This window comes from Natronosalvus caseinilyticus (genome assembly GCF_017357105.1).
Lineage (GTDB): Archaea > Halobacteriota > Halobacteria > Halobacteriales > Natrialbaceae > Natronosalvus > Natronosalvus caseinilyticus.
On sequence record NZ_CP071596.1, the window covers coordinates 1,629,730 to 1,645,751 of the forward strand.

Annotated in this window: 13 protein-coding genes; 7 read left to right on the plus strand and 6 right to left on the minus strand. The window is 61.5% G+C overall.

Translation table 11 applies throughout. From position 1 onward, the window contains the following. Nucleotides 1-635: 635 nt before the first annotated feature. Nucleotides 636-3,038 (plus strand): DUF7827 domain-containing protein, encoded by a 2,403-nt coding sequence (locus tag J1N60_RS07880; protein ID WP_312912049.1) that lies wholly within the window; start codon nucleotides 636-638, stop codon nucleotides 3,036-3,038. A gap of 992 nt (nucleotides 3,039-4,030) precedes the next feature. On the opposite strand, the gene J1N60_RS07885 is transcribed toward J1N60_RS07880, so the two are convergent. After that, nucleotides 4,031-5,578, minus strand: a complete 1,548-nt coding sequence (locus tag J1N60_RS07885) for an HTTM domain-containing protein (RefSeq protein ID WP_312912051.1) — start codon at nucleotides 5,576-5,578, stop codon at nucleotides 4,031-4,033. Between the two features lie 249 nt (nucleotides 5,579-5,827). Here J1N60_RS07885 and J1N60_RS07890 point away from each other — a divergent pair, with 249 nt between their 5' ends. Next, nucleotides 5,828-6,262 carry a thiol-disulfide oxidoreductase DCC family protein gene (locus J1N60_RS07890; RefSeq protein ID WP_312912053.1) on the plus strand — a complete coding sequence of 145 codons (435 nt, stop codon included), beginning with the start codon at nucleotides 5,828-5,830 and terminating at the stop codon, nucleotides 6,260-6,262. A 412-nt stretch (nucleotides 6,263-6,674) separates the two neighbouring features. On the opposite strand, the gene J1N60_RS07895 is transcribed toward J1N60_RS07890, so the two are convergent. Together J1N60_RS07895 and J1N60_RS07900 are read right to left on the minus strand one after the other, a co-directional pair. Continuing rightward, nucleotides 6,675-8,039: an FAD-dependent oxidoreductase gene (locus J1N60_RS07895; RefSeq protein ID WP_312912055.1), complete on the minus strand. Its 1,365-nt coding sequence runs from the start codon at nucleotides 8,037-8,039 to the stop codon at nucleotides 6,675-6,677. Next, on the minus strand, nucleotides 8,036-9,457 hold the full coding sequence (locus J1N60_RS07900) for a DUF389 domain-containing protein (protein WP_312912057.1): 1,422 nt from the start codon (nucleotides 9,455-9,457) through the stop codon (nucleotides 8,036-8,038). Before J1N60_RS07900 ends, J1N60_RS07895 begins: the two co-directional genes overlap by 4 nt. 158 nt (nucleotides 9,458-9,615) lie before the next feature. Between J1N60_RS07900 and J1N60_RS07905 the strand changes: the two genes are divergently transcribed. From J1N60_RS07905 to J1N60_RS07920, 4 genes are all read left to right on the plus strand, one after another. After that, on the plus strand, nucleotides 9,616-9,900 hold the full coding sequence (locus J1N60_RS07905) for a DUF357 domain-containing protein (RefSeq protein ID WP_312912059.1): 285 nt from the start codon (nucleotides 9,616-9,618) through the stop codon (nucleotides 9,898-9,900). A 207-nt stretch (nucleotides 9,901-10,107) separates the two neighbouring features. Then, nucleotides 10,108-11,073, plus strand: a complete 966-nt coding sequence (locus J1N60_RS07910) for a transcription initiation factor IIB (protein ID WP_312912061.1) — start codon at nucleotides 10,108-10,110, stop codon at nucleotides 11,071-11,073. A gap of 104 nt (nucleotides 11,074-11,177) precedes the next feature. Further along, nucleotides 11,178-11,357 carry a DUF7836 family putative zinc-binding protein gene (locus J1N60_RS07915; RefSeq protein ID WP_254159800.1) on the plus strand — a complete coding sequence of 60 codons (180 nt, stop codon included), beginning with the start codon at nucleotides 11,178-11,180 and terminating at the stop codon, nucleotides 11,355-11,357. Nucleotides 11,358-11,879: 522 nt separating this feature from the next. Then, nucleotides 11,880-12,116 (plus strand): UPF0058 family protein, encoded by a 237-nt coding sequence (locus tag J1N60_RS07920; RefSeq protein WP_253438168.1) that lies wholly within the window; start codon nucleotides 11,880-11,882, stop codon nucleotides 12,114-12,116. 285 nt (nucleotides 12,117-12,401) lie between these two features. Here the strand turns inward: J1N60_RS07920 and J1N60_RS07925 are convergent, their stop codons facing one another. After that, nucleotides 12,402-12,950 (minus strand): DUF555 domain-containing protein, encoded by a 549-nt coding sequence (locus J1N60_RS07925; RefSeq protein WP_312912065.1) that lies wholly within the window; start codon nucleotides 12,948-12,950, stop codon nucleotides 12,402-12,404. Between the two features lie 148 nt (nucleotides 12,951-13,098). Between J1N60_RS07925 and J1N60_RS07930 the strand changes: the two genes are divergently transcribed. Next, nucleotides 13,099-14,010 (plus strand): DNA-3-methyladenine glycosylase family protein, encoded by a 912-nt coding sequence (locus tag J1N60_RS07930; RefSeq protein ID WP_312912067.1) that lies wholly within the window; start codon nucleotides 13,099-13,101, stop codon nucleotides 14,008-14,010. Between the two features lie 206 nt (nucleotides 14,011-14,216). Here J1N60_RS07930 and J1N60_RS07935 read toward each other — a convergent pair whose 3' ends face one another. Further along, nucleotides 14,217-14,750, minus strand: a complete 534-nt coding sequence (locus J1N60_RS07935) for an Rrf2 family transcriptional regulator (RefSeq protein ID WP_312912069.1) — start codon at nucleotides 14,748-14,750, stop codon at nucleotides 14,217-14,219. 87 nt (nucleotides 14,751-14,837) lie between these two features. Continuing rightward, entirely contained in the window at nucleotides 14,838-16,022 is a 1,185-nt protein-coding gene (locus J1N60_RS07940) for an RNA-guided endonuclease InsQ/TnpB family protein (protein ID WP_312912071.1), read from the minus strand.

A 16,022-nucleotide genomic window follows, 5' to 3' on the forward strand; every position in this document is an offset into this window, starting at 1 on the left:
CTCCTTCTCTCTTCAGCGCTTTCGACCCTTCTCACGGCATCGATGGTATAGTGACACAGCGTCGTCCGGCTCGAGCAGCTCGAGAAGTTAGAGTGATTTGAGCGGCTCGAGTGGTTCGAGCAGTGCGACCCTCGAGAGCCGATCACTGGTGGCCACGCTGCGCACGACTCGTCTCGAGTCTGCCCCATAGTCGTCATGTCATCATCACGTTCGCCGGCAGCCCTGAGACTGGTTGGATCGTTGAAGCGGTAATCCGGTCTTACGATTGCCCGAAACTCCATCCTCTCGGCAATCCTGGACACTCACTCCCGACGAATAGTTCGGTCTAACCACTAATACTGGAGTCGGTCCTGCGCCAAACCGTGACCCTCACCAATCCGTGACAGTTACTGGCCTTTATATGTATTCTCGAGCTGGACGTCGACCGCGTTCGGCGCTAATACCGGACTGAGCGGGGTCTGAGGGAGATTGTGCAGGGTTGGCATACCCCGAGACCACCACAAAGCATTTATAACAATGGCTCTTCGGTATCTAATACCCCTACCCAGGGTGACAGTAGTAAGTATGGCCTCACGCACGGTAATGTGCGATTGGCAGGAACGATACTGTTGCCGTAACAGAATACAACGATAACAATGACAGGCAATTACAAGGATAAGTTCAGCGCAGTCCTCATGGCTACGCTGATGGTCCTCTCCGTTGTTGCGATCGGTGGCGCGGCCCTTGCGGGTTCCGCCGCTGCATCGAACCACGGTGATGACGTCACGTCTACGTCCCTGCTCTGGCAAGGCCAGACTGGACACTACGACACTACGAATGATGTACAGCTCCGCCACGGAACCGGTCCTGGTGATGATGACGGGCTCGTTCGGGAGCTCTCGCCAGAGAACGGGTACGTTCTGATTGATTCGACGAGTCTTCAGAACGGCGACTACTGGATCAAAGACACCCAGGATGGAGACGCCGACGACGTTGGGGCAACCTTTGAAGTCGTCGAACAGTCTCTGACGTCTGAGTGGAGTGAGGACTCCGTCTACAACTCGGGCGACAGCACGTCCGCCACGCTCACGATCGACTCGAACCGTGGCGACTACCAGACCAACATCAGTGCTGATGGTCTCGACGGCAGCGAACTCGAGAGCATCTTCGGAACTGACGCTGGTGCTGCCGAGGGCGACGTCTACGTCGTCCAGAACGGCGACGCGGAACTCGATGCCGACTTCTCGGGTATCGCTGCTGGTGAATACAACTTCACCGTCGATGTCCCTGACACGACGGCTGAAGCAACTCCCTCGATTACTGTCGAGGAACCACCAGAGCTCCAGACTGACATCTCGTTCGATCAGAACACCTACGAGGTTGACGCTGGCGACTACGTCGACATCACGATTCAGTTCGAGAACGCCGACACGGCCACGTTCAACATCGTTGAAGAGGACGAGAACTACAACGCCAACGTCACGGTGACCGACACCGAAGAGGCAGGCGAAGTAACTGTCCGCTTCAACTCCTACAACGCAGCTAACGACGATGGACCAACGTTCGAGGTCGTTAGCGACAGTGGTTCTGTGTCCGTCAGCGACGAAACTGACTTCGATGCTCAGTTCGACGAAGAATACCGCCTCCAGCCCGCTGACTTCGAGCTCGAAGTCTACGAGGGTACCGAGGCGGCTGGTGACGAGTACGACGCCGCACTCCTGCTGCTCCAGGACCGTTCGACCGGCGAACTCAACACCTGGACCGCACCAGCTAGCTACAACTACGACGACGACTTCAGCAACATCCAGGACGACCTGACCTCGACCGACACTATCGCTAACGATGACCTCGTTATCGTTGAGGTTGAGGCAACTGGTGTCTACGGATACCTGTTCAACGCCGACGGTACCTGGAACACTGACAGCAACGTCTCCCTGACGTTCTCCGACACGAACGAGCCTCGATACGGTGAGGCTCCCTCGTTCAACGTCACTGAGACTGACTACCAGGTCGTACCTGACGCCGAGAACGGTACGTTCTACGTCGTGACTGACCTCAGCGCTCACAGCGAGGTCGACGCCGGCGAAACCTGGAACGTTGACTTCACGGTCTCCGAAGACAACCCGTACGTCACTGAGGACGAAGGCGACGACTCTGACCTCAGCATCGAAGAGCGTACGATCGACTTCGACAGAGTCAACGATGACGGCGATGTCGAACTCGATAACGTCGAAGAATCCGCAGTCTCCGTGACGAGCAACGTCGCGCCCGGTACGGAAGTCGACTTCCGTCTCCGCTTCGAGACCTCGGTTCTTTCCCAGTCCGGTATCGTCATCGGTGACGACCACACGGCAACTGCAACGTTCGACCTCAGCGACCGCGAGGTTGGTGAGGAACTTCGCACCGTTCGCGCGACCGAAGCTGGTGGCGCTTCCGCTGAGTACACCGGCGTAGTCGTCGAAGGCGAAGACGACTCTGAGCCCGGTGCTGCCTGGAAGGCAACCGCAACCGTCCCTGAGAACGCTGTCGAAGGTGACGTCCTCGAGTTCTCCGTTGATCTCGAGAACAACGGTGACGCCGAAGGCACGACCACCGTTCAGCTCGTCGTGGACGGCGAGAAGAACGTCATCGACGAGGAACCGACCGTCGGCGCTGGCGAATCCGTGACGCTCGAAGGCACGGACGAGAAGGCCTCTGCTGGTGACCACGACTGGCAGCTCATCGTTGGTGACAATGTCATCGACGAGGGTACCTTCACGGTCGAAGAAGGTGAAGACACTGACGGTGACGACACCGACGGTGACGACACTGGCGACGACACCGGCGACGACACTGGTGACGACACCGGCGACGACACTGGCGACGACACCGGCGACGACACTGGTGACGACACCGGCGACGACACCGGCGACGACACTGGTGACGACACCGGCGACGACACTGGTGACGACACCGGCGACGATGACGACGACTCCGATGATCAGCCCGGATTCGGCGTCGCTGTCGCCCTCGTCGCAATCCTCGGCGCTGCGATGCTGGCACTCCGCCGCCAGGACTAAGCAGCTGAACTAACCGGAGCAGTTCCGGTCCCGCGTTTTTCATTTTATCGAACACTGACCCGACAGCGACAGCGCTCGAGATCGGTGGACAAATAAATCGAGAATAGCGGTTGGCTCGTACTGCTGGTCCTGGTATCTCTTCTCTCACTTGTGAGGCTCCGATACGACCTCGTCCGTGCAACTGAGCCCATTTGCAGAGTACGGATCTCAGACGCGTACGCGCTCGTAGCGAACTCCACCTCCACATCGTCTCAGGAGTCGCTCGCAACGTTCGGTTCGAACGCTCGAGCAGACCAGACCCCGATTTTGAGTCCAGTCGTCGACGGTTCGTACTCGAGCACTGCTCGAGGCCTCGTTCCCGAACGACGATGCCTGACGCCCCTGGGGACTGTGATCTCTGGAAATGACCAGCCGTAGACTAACTCTCAACTATCGACTTTCTCGCGTGTATTCGCTGGTCACTGTGTACGAACCCATCGTTCAGGTGCTGATCGCCAGTAGTCGATACCGAAGGATACGGCAGCGTCGGCCCGTGGATTATTGGCACGCCTACGAGAGCAGGCCCCTTCCGAATCGCTCAGTCAGCCTCCGGTGTCGGGTAGGAGTCGTCAGTCGAGTCAACACCACGGCCTCGAGCACTCGTATAGTCTCGTTCTCCGATCGTTTTTCTCGGGTTCTTCGGATCTTGCGTTCGGCCTCGAGAGTTGGACGGGGCCCTGGATGAACGCCATGCATTTCGGGGCTGACGAACCGGTCGGTGACAGCCGACAGGACCTGGAACTCACTCCGGTCTACGGTACGTCTGCGACTGTGACGACAAGTCACCCAGAGAACTCCCCGGAAAGCGATAGTGCACTGTCGATACGGATACATGGGGGTAGTTGACGGTGCCAGCACGTATTCTAACAACAACGAAAATAGCGCGATTCGGTGGGACGCAGCCGTTCTCTAATGGCTCACGTCGAGAAGGACGTCGATCACTGAACGTCTCCCTACGCCGACTCCTGTACGAAGTCGCCCGAGCAGTCGTATTCGATGAGCGTGAATCGGGCGACGTCCGGTTCGTCGTCGTACGGTCCCGATCGATCCGTCATTCCGTAGATGGTCAGGCTCTCGACGTCAGTCTCGTGCTCCTCGTTCCAGCGATCACAGAGGTAGTTCGCCGTGTACGACCGATGTTTTTCGTTGTCGACGTATCGCATGTTCGAGAGGTACTTGCGCCAGCGCGCACTCTTGTAGGTCTCGTCGACGCTCGGTGGCCTGTCCCAGTCGACTTCCCCGCCGTGCATGACGTCGACTTCCGAACCGTCCTCGAGTTCACCAGGGACGACGAACCACTTGGCGTTCGAGGTGGGGTTCGGGGCGAACATCCGCCAGCTCTGATCGATCATCGTAGTGTCGATGACCTGCTCTGCAGGGTCGGGGACCTCGGTGTAGTCGACAGCCTCTGCGTTGGCGAACAGGACGAGGAGCAGGAACATGGCGGGAAGAACGGAGAAAAACGCGTCGCGCCCGCCTGCGGTTACCGTCGAGAGCGACGGGTGAGACAGCGATGCCGACGGCGAGGGGAATCTCGGGGCGGTCCGCTGCAGCCACTCGAGTCGTGCTCGAAGCGGCGTATCCAGGCCGAGATAGGCGCCGAGTGCGGTCACCCGATCCCACACCGCTGGTGGATAAAAGAGGAGCAACCCGGAGACGGCGATCAGGGGGAAGAGATCGATACGGAGGGTGACGACCATCCCGAGGTGCATTCCGGCGAGAGCCGTCGCCAGCAGGGCTCGAGGATACCCGGTGAGGAGGATTAACAGTGGGGAAGCGAAGATACAGACGAGCCAGGCGTACGTAAACAACTTGAGCAGCAGGAACTGATCCGCGAGCACATTGCCGAGGAGGATCGTCAGGTGGTCCGCCTGGAAGATGAAGCCGACCGCTTCTCCGCTCATCCACTTGTCGCTCCCGTACTTGTGGATGGCGTTAGTGAAGTACATCAGGAACACCTGTAATAGGACGGCCATCGTCGCTTCGCTCGAGAGCGTCGACCGTGGCAGATCGATCCGTCGGGCGTCGATGGCCCACCGCTCCCCGAGCGGGAGGAAGATTCCCCAGAACAACAGTAATCGCAACAGGATGTCGCCCGAGTTAAGTACCATCGGCATTCGAATGTGCAGCGACACGAGCAGGAACCAGGAGACGACGGTTGCGAGTCGAGTTCGATACCCGAGTATCAACGCGAGTGCAAACCCTCCTGCAATGGCGAATAACAGCGCCTGTACCCACGGTTCGCCCGAAATTGCGTGTACTGAGTAGACGTCGGAGTAGTCCGAGAAAAGTGCCCGTAGCGGAAGGACGCCCTCGTCGGTGTGGAACTCTCTGAGGTGACGAGTCCGATTCAGCAGGTCGAGGATGATGAGGAGCCCGAGTGCGATTCGAAACGCGGCGAGCGCCCGGAGGTCTATCTCGAACCGTCGCTGGAGGGCGACGGCGAACCGATCCATGGCGGCTGACAGCCGGTCCAGACTGGAGGTGGATTGCGAGGACATCGTTTGGGTCGATCGTTTCCGAGGTGTCACGCGCAATGATGCATAAGCTTGTTGTCTTCTTCGGGCCTGACGTGGCCTTGCGGCCGGTATCGTCACGCGATTTGCGCTCGTCTTTGCTCAAGCCCGCGCGTTCGTCTATCACTCGACCTGGGACGTCCGTGCAACTGTGAGAGTCGACGGATAGAGTAAACGGAGACCCCAATCACCGCCATCGGAATGCTGAACTACACACCGAACGAAAATCGACCAATGAGCGCCGACCTCGAGGTTCCCGCAGACGCCCCAATCCTCCTCTTCGACGGCATTTGCAACCTCTGCAACGGCTTCGTCCAGTTCGTCGTCCCCCGCGATACGGACGAGCAGTTCTACTTCGCTTCGATCCAGTCCGACGTGGGCAAGGCGCTGTGTGCCGAGCACGGTCTGCCGACCGACGAACTCGAGTCGGTCGTCCTGATCGAGGGCGAGGACAGTTACGTCAAGTCGGGAGCGATCATCCGCACGGCGAGCCATCTCGGTGGGATCTACGCCCTGCTATCGCCGTTTCGGTTCGTCCCGCGCCCGGTTCGAGACTGGGCGTACGACTTCGTCGCGAACCGGCGCTACCGCTGGTTCGGGAAGAAAGAGCAGTGTATGATGCCGACGGGGGACGTGCAGTCGCGGTTCCTCGAGCGTACCGATCCCTGACTGGAGTCGGGTTTGACCTCCTCCACGCCCTAAAGGACGTGGAATCCGCCCATCGGATTTCCGCCGAGTGTGGCGTTCGAGGTTCCAACCCGCACTCAGAGGGAACCGGCGACACACCGGGGGAACTCTCGTTTCCTCCCTCGTATAGGGCTGTGGCCCGGTCAAACAGGCCCCATCGAATACCATGTCATCGCCGTGCGAACCACCGCTGGCTCGCTTCCCCTTCTGGTTCGGGGACGGCATCTCACGGTATTCGTAGCAGTTCATGTTACTCGGAAGCACACGAAAACGATTGCGGTCGAAATCTGTCCCGGCCACCGACTGCGAGTGGCTCGCTGGGCCTACCGCTTGACCTCCGCCTAAAGTCGGAGGTATGCGCTATCGGTCTGTATCAGCCGACAACCGTCAGTCGTCAGTCGTCGGCCGCCGGAACTTCCTCTCTCTCCTCGAGCACGGCGTCCTCGCGCTCTCGCTCGAGGTCCTCGAGGTACTCGTCGGCGTCGATGGCCGCCTTCGAGCCCATGCCCGCGGCGGTGACCGCTTGCTGGTAGTGGTAGTCAACGACGTCGCCGGCGCCGAAGATACCGGCGACGTCGGTTTCGGTCTGGCCGCCGCCGTCGCCGCCTTTTGTCTCGAGGTAGCCTTCGTCGTCGGTTTCGATGCCGAGTCCCTCGAGGTAGTCGGTGTTGGGCGTGTGGCCGATGGCGAAGAAGACGGCGCCGACGTCGAAGTCGAACTCCTCGGTTTCGGGGTCGTCGAGGCGGTCGGTGGGGTGCCCCTTCTCGTTGCGAACGAGGGTGACGTGGTCGACACCTTCCTCCTGGGAGCCGTGAATCTCGATCAATTCGGTGTTCTTCATGATCTCGATGTTGCCGTCCTCGACGTGCTCGTGGACGCGGTCGATCCAGTAGTCCTCGGCGCGGAACTCCTCGCGGCGGTGGGCCAGGTAGACCGTGTCGGCGAACTTCGTGAGGAACGAGGCTTCCTCCATGGCTGCGTCGCCACCGCCGACCACGAGCATGTCCTCGTCGCGGAAGAACGCGCCGTCGCAGGTCGCACACGTCGAGAGGCCGTAGCCCATGAGTTCGTCCTCGCCAGGGATGCCGAGGGTTCGGGCGCTGGCGCCGGAGGCGACGATGACGGCGTCGGCGGTGTAGCGGTCGCCGTTGGTGAGGTCGACGCAGAAGGAGTCCTCGGTGGCGCCCTCCACGACCGAGGGATCCTCGAGCCGTTCGACGTTCGCGACGATGCCGTTTTTCAGCTCGGCGCCGAACTGGCGGGCCTGTTCCTTCATGTCGTTCACGAGTTCCGGGCCGCTGATCCCCTCGGGGAAGCCCGGGTAGTTCGCCACGTCGGTCGTCAAGGTGAGCTGGCCGCCGGGTTCGTCGCCCTCGATGACCAGGGGCTCGTTGTTCGACCGGCCGGCGTAGATGGCCGCCGTCAGGCCGGCGATACCCGTTCCGGCGATGATCAGGCGACGGTGCTCGACGACCTCGCAGTCGTCTTCGCGGGCGATCCCGAGCATCTCGTCGAGTTCGCCGGTCTCGTCGAGGGCGCTGGTCTCGTCCCAGCCGCCGATCAGTTCGTCGTTCACGAACACTTCGGGGGCGGTCTTGCGGCCCTCGGCGCGGTCGACCATCTCCTCGAACAGGTCCTCGTCACCCGTGACGTTGTAGGTCTCGTAGGCGACCTCCTTGGCGTCGAAGAGGTCCTTCGCCTTCTCGCAGTACGGGCAGTTCTCTTTGGTGTAAATTTCGACTCGAGGGGCGTCGCTCATGTATCCGTACTACGCACAGGCGACCTAAACGCCTTGCGTTCCTGGCATTCCGCGGTCGGTCCTGGCGACCCTCCCATTCCGCGGTCGTCCGCATGTCGGTTCACCGAGTCGAACCGCGCGTCGCCAAGGTTCGCTCCGGTGTCCCGGTCGACGTACTCGACGGTCACGTCGATCTGGCGACCCGTCCGATCCTCGAGCGCGTCCTCGAGGGTAGAGACGAGGTCCGGGTAGGCGACACCGTCGGGACGGCGAATTACGGCGGTCACCTCGTAGGAGGTAGCCAGGTCGCCCCCGGCGAACTCCGTCCGGAGTTCGACGAGCTCGAGCCGGTCGTACTCGGGATTATCGAGGACGGTTCGGATCTCCTCGTTGACGTCGTTTTCGAAGGAGACGTGGTGGAAGAGGACGCCGCCGGCGAGCAGGCAGACGAGCGAGAGGACGAGGATTGCGGGAACGATCGCGCCGAGGCGGTCGCGGGCCAGGTTCCCACGCAGATCTCCCGGGACCCAGTGGTCGGGCCGGTAGCCGAGGTACCAGAAGACGGCGAGGCCGGAGAGGACGATGGACGCGGCGTTGATCGTGAGCAGGACGAACGCTCCGGCCGCGACCAGGGGCGCGTTCCAGGCCAGGCCGATGCCCACGGCCGCCGCGGCGGGGATGAGCGCCGCGGCGATCATGACGCCGACGAGTGAGACGGGCAGGGCGGTCGCCAGCCCGAACGCGCCCGCAGCACCGGCGCAGATGCCAATGAGCAGCGAGAGGAGGTCGGGCGAGATGCGGGTGCTCACCTGGTGGATGGCCGTGATCTCGATAGTCGAGGGGACGATGGCCCCCGAGCGGACGAGCCAGGCGAACGCGAACGCCCCGGCCATCGCGGCCACCAGCCCGCCGACGAGCGAGGAGATGCCGCCGACGATCATGCCGCGGTCGTTGAGCACCATCCCGACGGTGCCGGTCAGCGCGGCGCTCACCTGCGGGGCGATGACCATCGACCCCACGACGATAGCCGGCGAGTCGAGCAGAAGGCCGGCCGTCGCCACGACTGCACTCAGAAGCGTCATCGCGTAGTAGGTGAGGCGGTTCGGCGTCATGTTCAGTGCCCGCGTCCGAATCTCTTCGTAGAAGATACTGTCGTCGGACTCGCTCCCGCTGACGAAGCGCTTCTCGAGGGACTCGAGGCCCGGCGTCCGTGCCGTCTCGATCGAACTGACGACGATGAAGTCGTCGTCGACGCCGGCTTCCTCGAGCGTCTCGAGGACCTCCTCGACGGCCTGTGTGGGCAACGGAAACTGGACGATGACGCTGTCTTCCTCGTCGGTGTTCTCCCGGAGGGTTACGTAGTCGATCCCCTCGGTGTCGAGCGCGAACAGCACGTCGTCCCGGACGGCGGAGGGGACGAGCGCCTGTATCAGTCGCATCGCCGGCGATACCACGGCCCCCTAGTTACGTCTTTATCGTCCTGACAGTCGCCGTGAACGGACCGTCCGCAGTCGAAGGTGATGGTGACGGCGATGGCGTTGGCGTGGGGTGATCACGATGACGATGCGTTTACGGCCCGTCCGACCGACTCGCGAGTATGCCCGCTGAACTCGAGGAGAAGACCGATCGCTACGGCACCCTCTTGGCGGAGGCGCTCGAGGCGGCGACCATCGCGCCGCCGGAGGGAACCCCGATGGCGGAGGCTGCCGCGGAGTGTCACGAGATGGCCCGGTCGTACCTCGAGGACGGTCGCCACTTTCGGGAGGAAGGCGACCTGGTGAACGCGCTCGCGGCGTTCTCCTACGGACACGCCTGGCTCGATGCCGGGGCTCGGATCGGACTATTCGACGTGCCAACCGAGGGTCACCTCTTCACCGTCTGACGGTGCCGGGAATTCCAGCGCTCGACAGCTGATCAGCAACGAACGATCATGTAATAACCGAAACGTACATAACTACTCGCGTGACTTCTTTATAAAGAAGGCAAAAGCTTTATATGCCTTTCGCCCTTACCGTATGTTAGCTGGAGCGTCCGGGTTTTCTTCTGGTTCCCCCCACCCGGGAGCTCTGAGTAACTGAGTCGATACACCATGACAGATACGACAATTCGAACCTACAGTGGCGAGACACAGCGGGAACAGGAGCCGCGAGCCAGCGAGGACGAGCAGTGCCCCGAGTGCGGCGGCCGACTGGTCTCGGATAGCGAGCACGCCGAGACGGTCTGCTCGGAGTGTGGCCTGGTCGTCGAGGAAGACGAAATCGACCGCGGGCCCGAGTGGCGCGCGTTCGACTCCGCCGAGAAGGACAAGAAGTCTCGCGTCGGCGCGCCGACGACCAAGATGATGCACGACCAGGGCCTGTCGACCAACATCGGCTGGCAGGACAAGGACGCCTACGGGCGTTCGCTCTCGAGTCGCCAGCGCCAGAAGATGCAGCGCCTGCGCACCTGGAACGAGCGCTTCCGCACCCGGGACAGCAAGGAGCGCAACCTCAAGCAGGCCCTCGGCGAGATCGACCGCATGGCCAGCGCTCTCGGCCTCCCGGAGAACGTCCGGGAGACCGCCAGCGTGATCTACCGGCGAGCGCTCGACGAGGACCTGCTCCCGGGACGCTCGATCGAGGGCGTCGCCACCTCGGCGCTGTACGCCGCCGCGCGACAGGCGGGGACGCCGCGCAGCCTCGACGAGATCGCCGCCGTCAGCCGCGTCGACCGAATGGAGCTGACCCGGACCTACCGCTACATCGTCCGCCAGCTCAACCTCGAGATCAAGCCGGCCGACCCCGAGAGCTACGTCCCACGGTTCATCAGCGACCTGGACCTCTCGGACGAGACCGAGCGCCGGGCCCGGAGCCTGCTCGAGTCGGCCCGCAAGCAGGGCGTCCACAGCGGCAAGTCGCCGGTCGGCCTCGCGGCCGCGTCGGTGTACGCCGCCGCCTTGCTGACCAACGAAAAGGTCACCCAGAACGACGTCAGCGAGGTCGCGAGCATCTCCGAAGTGACCATCCGAAACCGGTACAAGGAGTTGCTCGAGGCCAGCGACACGATGACGGTCTAAGATCGGTCGACAGCGTGTCCGTCGGTTCGGTGTCGATCGACTCGTCGTTTCATCGTTTCAGGTGCGCGGTAACGTTTTTGACGGTGGGTGTGTATTGACATAGCATGGTCGAAACGACCGTCCAACTCGTCTGCCCTGAATGCGTCAAAGAATGGCAACTGACGCCCGCTGAATTGCCCGACTCCACCTCAATGTTTCACTGTCCTAACTGCCACGCTTCCCGGCGAATGGCCGAATTTACCCGGACGGATCGCGATCTGCGAACGTTGAAACAACTCGGGTAACTGCGACGTTCGTCGAGCTTTTTTCGATCGCACCCGTGCAGAGCGCCGCCGCTCGAAGGGTGAACGAGCGCTCGATGCTCGAGTCCGGGTTCGCGTCGAGTTCGCGCGAGTTCGAGTTCGCACGAATCCAGGTTGACTCCGGCCTCGACCGTCGACGACCGGAACGCGACCATACGTCGGTTTTCGACCCCGGTTTCCGACCAATTTACACGGCAGTGACTCGACGTCAGCGAGCGACACGTTCCGTCGTTCGTGTCGATTTCTCCATCCCTACTGGCGACCAGTTTCGTCCGCACAGCCACTCCGATCGGCGGTCCGAGGAAAACCTCGTTGGATTCCGTCAGAAACCGGAGATTTCGTCGTTCAAATCCTCGTTAGGCCGATCCTTCCGAGTGGTTTTTGAAGAGCGATTTCCCCTCGAGATGGTCTCGAACGGCGAAATTTCGTTCAATCGTCACCTGGAGCGTGTTAACGAGACTCAAGATAATAATATAACCCTGCAGTGGGTATGATTGCATGGTTATGAAGAAACAAGAGCTCATTCACCTTCACGGCCTTCTTGCCGAAGTATCGAACCACTGTGCTAACTGGGAGGACTGTTCGGTTTCGCTCGACGAGTACGAGTCTCTTGGGATTCGACCGACATCGATCCACAAATCGAAAACCGATCACAAAGCTGCTGTTTTTGCGCTGGCTGGGGGAATTACGCAACCGATGCGAGAGGGGGAGGCGGAAGCAGTCGCAGCCACGGCCGACTGAGTTTCCTGCGATACCCTGATCAACGACACCACCGACTGGAAAGACTGGCGCTATCTGACGTTTGATTTCGATTTCGATTTCGACTCTCGACGTTCGACGTTCGTTTTCGACCCCGACCTTCGACTTCGACGCAAAAACCAGTTTTGCCGTCTCTCTTTGTGTTTCACTACCCACAGTCGTTCTTCGAGCGCCCTCGGCGACGGACTGTGCTGCTCTCGCTCGAGGCGTACGCTGGCTCCGTATTCGTGCGATGACTGGTCGACTATTGCGTCCGGTTCGTGACTGTCACTCGAGCAAATCTTCGAATTCGGGGAGAACGTCGTCGTCCGTCTCGGAGCTCTGATCGTCAGCGGCGTCTTCGCTGGGAGTCTCGTCGTCTCGAGCCGATTCGTCGGTCGACGTTTCGTTGTCGCTATTGCTGTCCGTGTCGCTGTCGTCGTCCGTGTCGCTGTCGTCGTCCGTGTCGCTGTCGTCCGTGTCGCTGTCGTCGTCCTCGTCGTCCTCGAGCACCTCGACCGAAAGCACCTCCAGCGGGATGTTCTCGAGGCGCTGACCGATCTCCTTGCGGGCGATTCGGGAGGCGTGTTCCTCGCGTTCGACGTTGAACACGGTTATCTCGAGCTCGAGGGCGACGAGGGCCTCGTCGGCGGCGATGAACGCGGGCGGCAGTTCCTCGCCGCCGGGGGAGGTGCGCTTGCCCATGTTGATCTCGACGTAGTTCAGGTCAGGGTTCAGCATCTCGCCAGTTTTCGAGATGGCGATACGGATTGCCTCGTCCTCCGTCTCGACGTCGAACACCGGCACGGCAGCTTCGACGACAACCCTGCAGTGCATAGTGAGCTATTGTATCGCATTCGGTATGAAGGTTCGCCCGTAGTGGGCCACAGGCGTCGGTCTCGGTCTCGCTCCCGCTGTCGAATTTTCGAACCGGGCCGAAATCAGAAGGCCCATACCCGCACCCACGAAGGCCACGACGAGAGCGATGGCGACAGCCACTGTCAGCGACACGATTGCCGTCGAAGCCCTCTCGGGCGGGTTCGACCTGTACCTCACCCTCGAGAGCGGCCAGAGCTACCTCTGGACGCGAAGCGACGGCGAGATGTACACGGACCGTCGGGCGCCCGAGACGTGGTACCGGACCGTCGTCGACGACGTTCCGATCCGGGTGCGCCAGCCCGACGGCCCCGGTGGCGACCTCGAGTGGCACTCGACGGTCGACGCCGACCCGCTCGTCCGCGAACTGTTGCGTCTCGAGGACGACCTCGAGGCGATCGCCGCGGACGCGCCCGACGATCCGCTGATACGGGCGGCGTACGCGGCCCACGACGGGATGCGACTGGTCGACGACCCACCCTTCGGGACGTTGATCTCGTTCATCTGTTCGGCGCAGATGCGCGTTGGACGGATCCACGGCATGGTTTCGACGCTCGCGCGGGAGTACGGCGACGCCTACGCGCTCGCCGGCCAGACCGTCTACGCCTTCCCGACGCCCGACCAGCTCGCGAGGGCCACCGAAGCCGACCTCCGGGACCTGCGCCTGGGGTATCGCGCCCCCTACGTCCAGCGCACGGCCGAGATGGTCGCAGACGGCGAGGCCCGCCCCGAGGACGCCTGCGACCTCGAGTACGAGGCCGCTCGCGAGTACCTCACGCGGTTCGTCGGCGTCGGCGACAAGGTGGCCGACTGCGTCCTGCTCTTCTCGCTGGGGTTCGACGAGGCCGTGCCTCTCGACACGTGGATCAGGAGCGCCATCGCGGAGTACTACCCCGATTGCGACCAGGGATCGTACGCCGAGACGTCTCGAGCGATTCGCGAGCGACTCGGCGGGCGTTACGCCGGGTATGCCCAGACGTACCTCTTCCATCACCTGCGGACGGGTGCCGTCGACGCGTAAGCGGTTCGCGAGAAATTCGGCCCGCAACCGATTCGGCCCCTCGAGCTGGCGTCGACGCGTGACGCGAACAGCAGTCCGTCTCTCGAGATGCCGACGAACGCTCGAGGTAACTCGAGAGTAACAACGCGAGTCTGGAGTCACCCGCGACTCGAGAGCCACAGTGCGAGTCGAGAGTTACAGCGAGGGTCGAAGACGACGGGCTGGCGTCAGTGGGCCGGCTCTTCTGCCGGCGCGACCATGTCCTCGATCCGGAGAATCAGGATGTTGTTCGTGTCGTCTTTCCCATCGAGTACTCCCTCGATGACCAGTTTCGACAGCGGCGTCGGCCCGACGGTGACGCTGTCGCCCTCGTGGATGTCACCGGTCGAGCCCTGGACGTGAATCTCGGCCCGGCAGAGTTCCGGGTGGTGGACGCTCGAGAGGTCGATCTCCTCGACGATGATCCCCTCGATCGGGGTGCCCTCGTGGGTGAGCGGGACGGCCGCCGGCTCGTCCATTTGCTGGATCTCGAGGGCCTCGAAGGCGGCTGCAGTCGGTTTGTAGCCGCCTTTGGGGCCAGGTACGCCCTCGACCAGCTGGAGGGCCTTCAGGCTCTGCATCTGGTTGCGGATGGTTCCCGGGTTGCGGTCGACCTGCTCGGCGATGTCTTCACCTTTGATCGCATCTTCGTCCTCGGAGTGAAGATTGGTGAGCGCACGCAAAATTTTCTTTTGGCTCGGGGTAAGCTCGATTGATGACATGGTGAATCCTTGGTAATTGATTTGCTTAAATCCGATGGTCAGGTTCGGTTTCGATAGCTATCTCGAATTTCTTCACGACCGTAGTGACTACTCCCACGACTGGAGTCGTGGGCTTCCCTCACTGAGGGTTAGGCTCACGTCTTCCGGGGAGTTCGCAGGTTCTGTCTCACCGTTTGTTCCCTCGAGTCTGACCTGCGTTTCGGGCTGAGCCACAACAGCCCCCACCGTCGATAGCGGGCTCTGAAGGTCCTTACCGACGGCTCGTTTTCCGATGTTCGACGCACCGTTCTTGTCCGCATTATCATCCAACTCACACTCGTGACACTCCAATCGACCCTGCACGTCACGACTCGTATTCTGTGACCCACACCGCCAACACGTCACCGACGTGTCCGCCTCGTTCACCGGCAAACACTCTCGACCGTCGAGATGCGCTTTGTACGTGAGGATGGTCGCCAGCTTCGCGTACGGCATCTTGTGCGTCTTGTCGTTCACGTACCGCCCCTTATCGTTGTCGAAACGCAAGCCCGTCAAATCACCGAACACGATGGCAGCGTTCCGTTTACGAGCGCGGGCGACGAGTCCGTTCGCCACCTGATGTAACTCGTGTTCGACCGTTCGCGACTCTTTGTCGCCGATGCGGTCGATAACCTGTGCCCCCGAACGAACCTTCGCCTTCCCGATGGACTTGCGGAGTTGCTTGTAGTGTTCGCGAATGCGTCGCACTTCCACGCCGTGGAATTTGGTCTCACGGTCGGAGAGGAACGTACTGACGGCTATCCATTTGGCACCCATATCGACGGCGAGTACGTCGTCGTACGCGTCTGCAACGGCCACAGACCGCTTGCAGACGAGATGGACGTACCACTCACCGTCGCGGCGGACGAGTTCCGAGTCTCGGATGTACTCGTCGGTGAGGAGGCGCGTGTCTTTCTCAGGAACGTGAACGGGTACCCAGATGCTGTCTCCGCGTTCTCGCTCGGGGTTGTAGACGGGGAGTTTAAACCACCACGACGAGAGAACCGTATCCTCGTCGTGTTCAATGGTGATGCAGTCATTTCGAAGAACGACTGGTTGTTCGGTATCCTCGCGTGGGTTCTTGTTCGATTGGACTTTCCCCGCCTGTTGTTTGGTGGCGGAGTAGAGGTTCGCGTCATCGTCACCGTGAACGGCGTCTTGGAACGCGGTGTATTCGCGTTCGATGAGTCGGGCTTTCCGCTGAGTGAGTGAGTGGAGCCTGACCCGTATCGTGGTGGTGACTTCGCGACGCAT

What these genes read in the sequence shown, in the direction of transcription:
- J1N60_RS07925 (WP_312912065.1), bottom strand. Translation starts at nt 12,950, where the DNA reads ATGCACTGCAGGGTTGTCGTCGAAGCTGCCGTGCCGGTGTTCGACGTC.
- J1N60_RS07940 (WP_312912071.1), bottom strand. Translation starts at nt 16,022, where the DNA reads ATGCGTCGCGAAGTCACCACCACGATACGGGTCAGGCTCCACTCACTC.
- J1N60_RS07910 (WP_312912061.1), top strand. Translation starts at nt 10,108, where the DNA reads ATGACAGATACGACAATTCGAACCTACAGTGGCGAGACACAGCGGGAA.
- J1N60_RS07880 (WP_312912049.1), top strand. Translation starts at nt 636, where the DNA reads ATGACAGGCAATTACAAGGATAAGTTCAGCGCAGTCCTCATGGCTACG.
- J1N60_RS07930 (WP_312912067.1), top strand. Translation starts at nt 13,099, where the DNA reads ATGGCGACAGCCACTGTCAGCGACACGATTGCCGTCGAAGCCCTCTCG.
- J1N60_RS07920 (WP_253438168.1), top strand. Translation starts at nt 11,880, where the DNA reads ATGAAGAAACAAGAGCTCATTCACCTTCACGGCCTTCTTGCCGAAGTA.
- J1N60_RS07915 (WP_254159800.1), top strand. Translation starts at nt 11,178, where the DNA reads ATGGTCGAAACGACCGTCCAACTCGTCTGCCCTGAATGCGTCAAAGAA.
- J1N60_RS07895 (WP_312912055.1), bottom strand. Translation starts at nt 8,039, where the DNA reads ATGAGCGACGCCCCTCGAGTCGAAATTTACACCAAAGAGAACTGCCCG.
- J1N60_RS07885 (WP_312912051.1), bottom strand. Translation starts at nt 5,578, where the DNA reads ATGTCCTCGCAATCCACCTCCAGTCTGGACCGGCTGTCAGCCGCCATG.
- J1N60_RS07890 (WP_312912053.1), top strand. Translation starts at nt 5,828, where the DNA reads ATGAGCGCCGACCTCGAGGTTCCCGCAGACGCCCCAATCCTCCTCTTC.
- J1N60_RS07935 (WP_312912069.1), bottom strand. Translation starts at nt 14,750, where the DNA reads ATGTCATCAATCGAGCTTACCCCGAGCCAAAAGAAAATTTTGCGTGCG.
- J1N60_RS07900 (WP_312912057.1), bottom strand. Translation starts at nt 9,457, where the DNA reads ATGCGACTGATACAGGCGCTCGTCCCCTCCGCCGTCCGGGACGACGTG.
- J1N60_RS07905 (WP_312912059.1), top strand. Translation starts at nt 9,616, where the DNA reads ATGCCCGCTGAACTCGAGGAGAAGACCGATCGCTACGGCACCCTCTTG.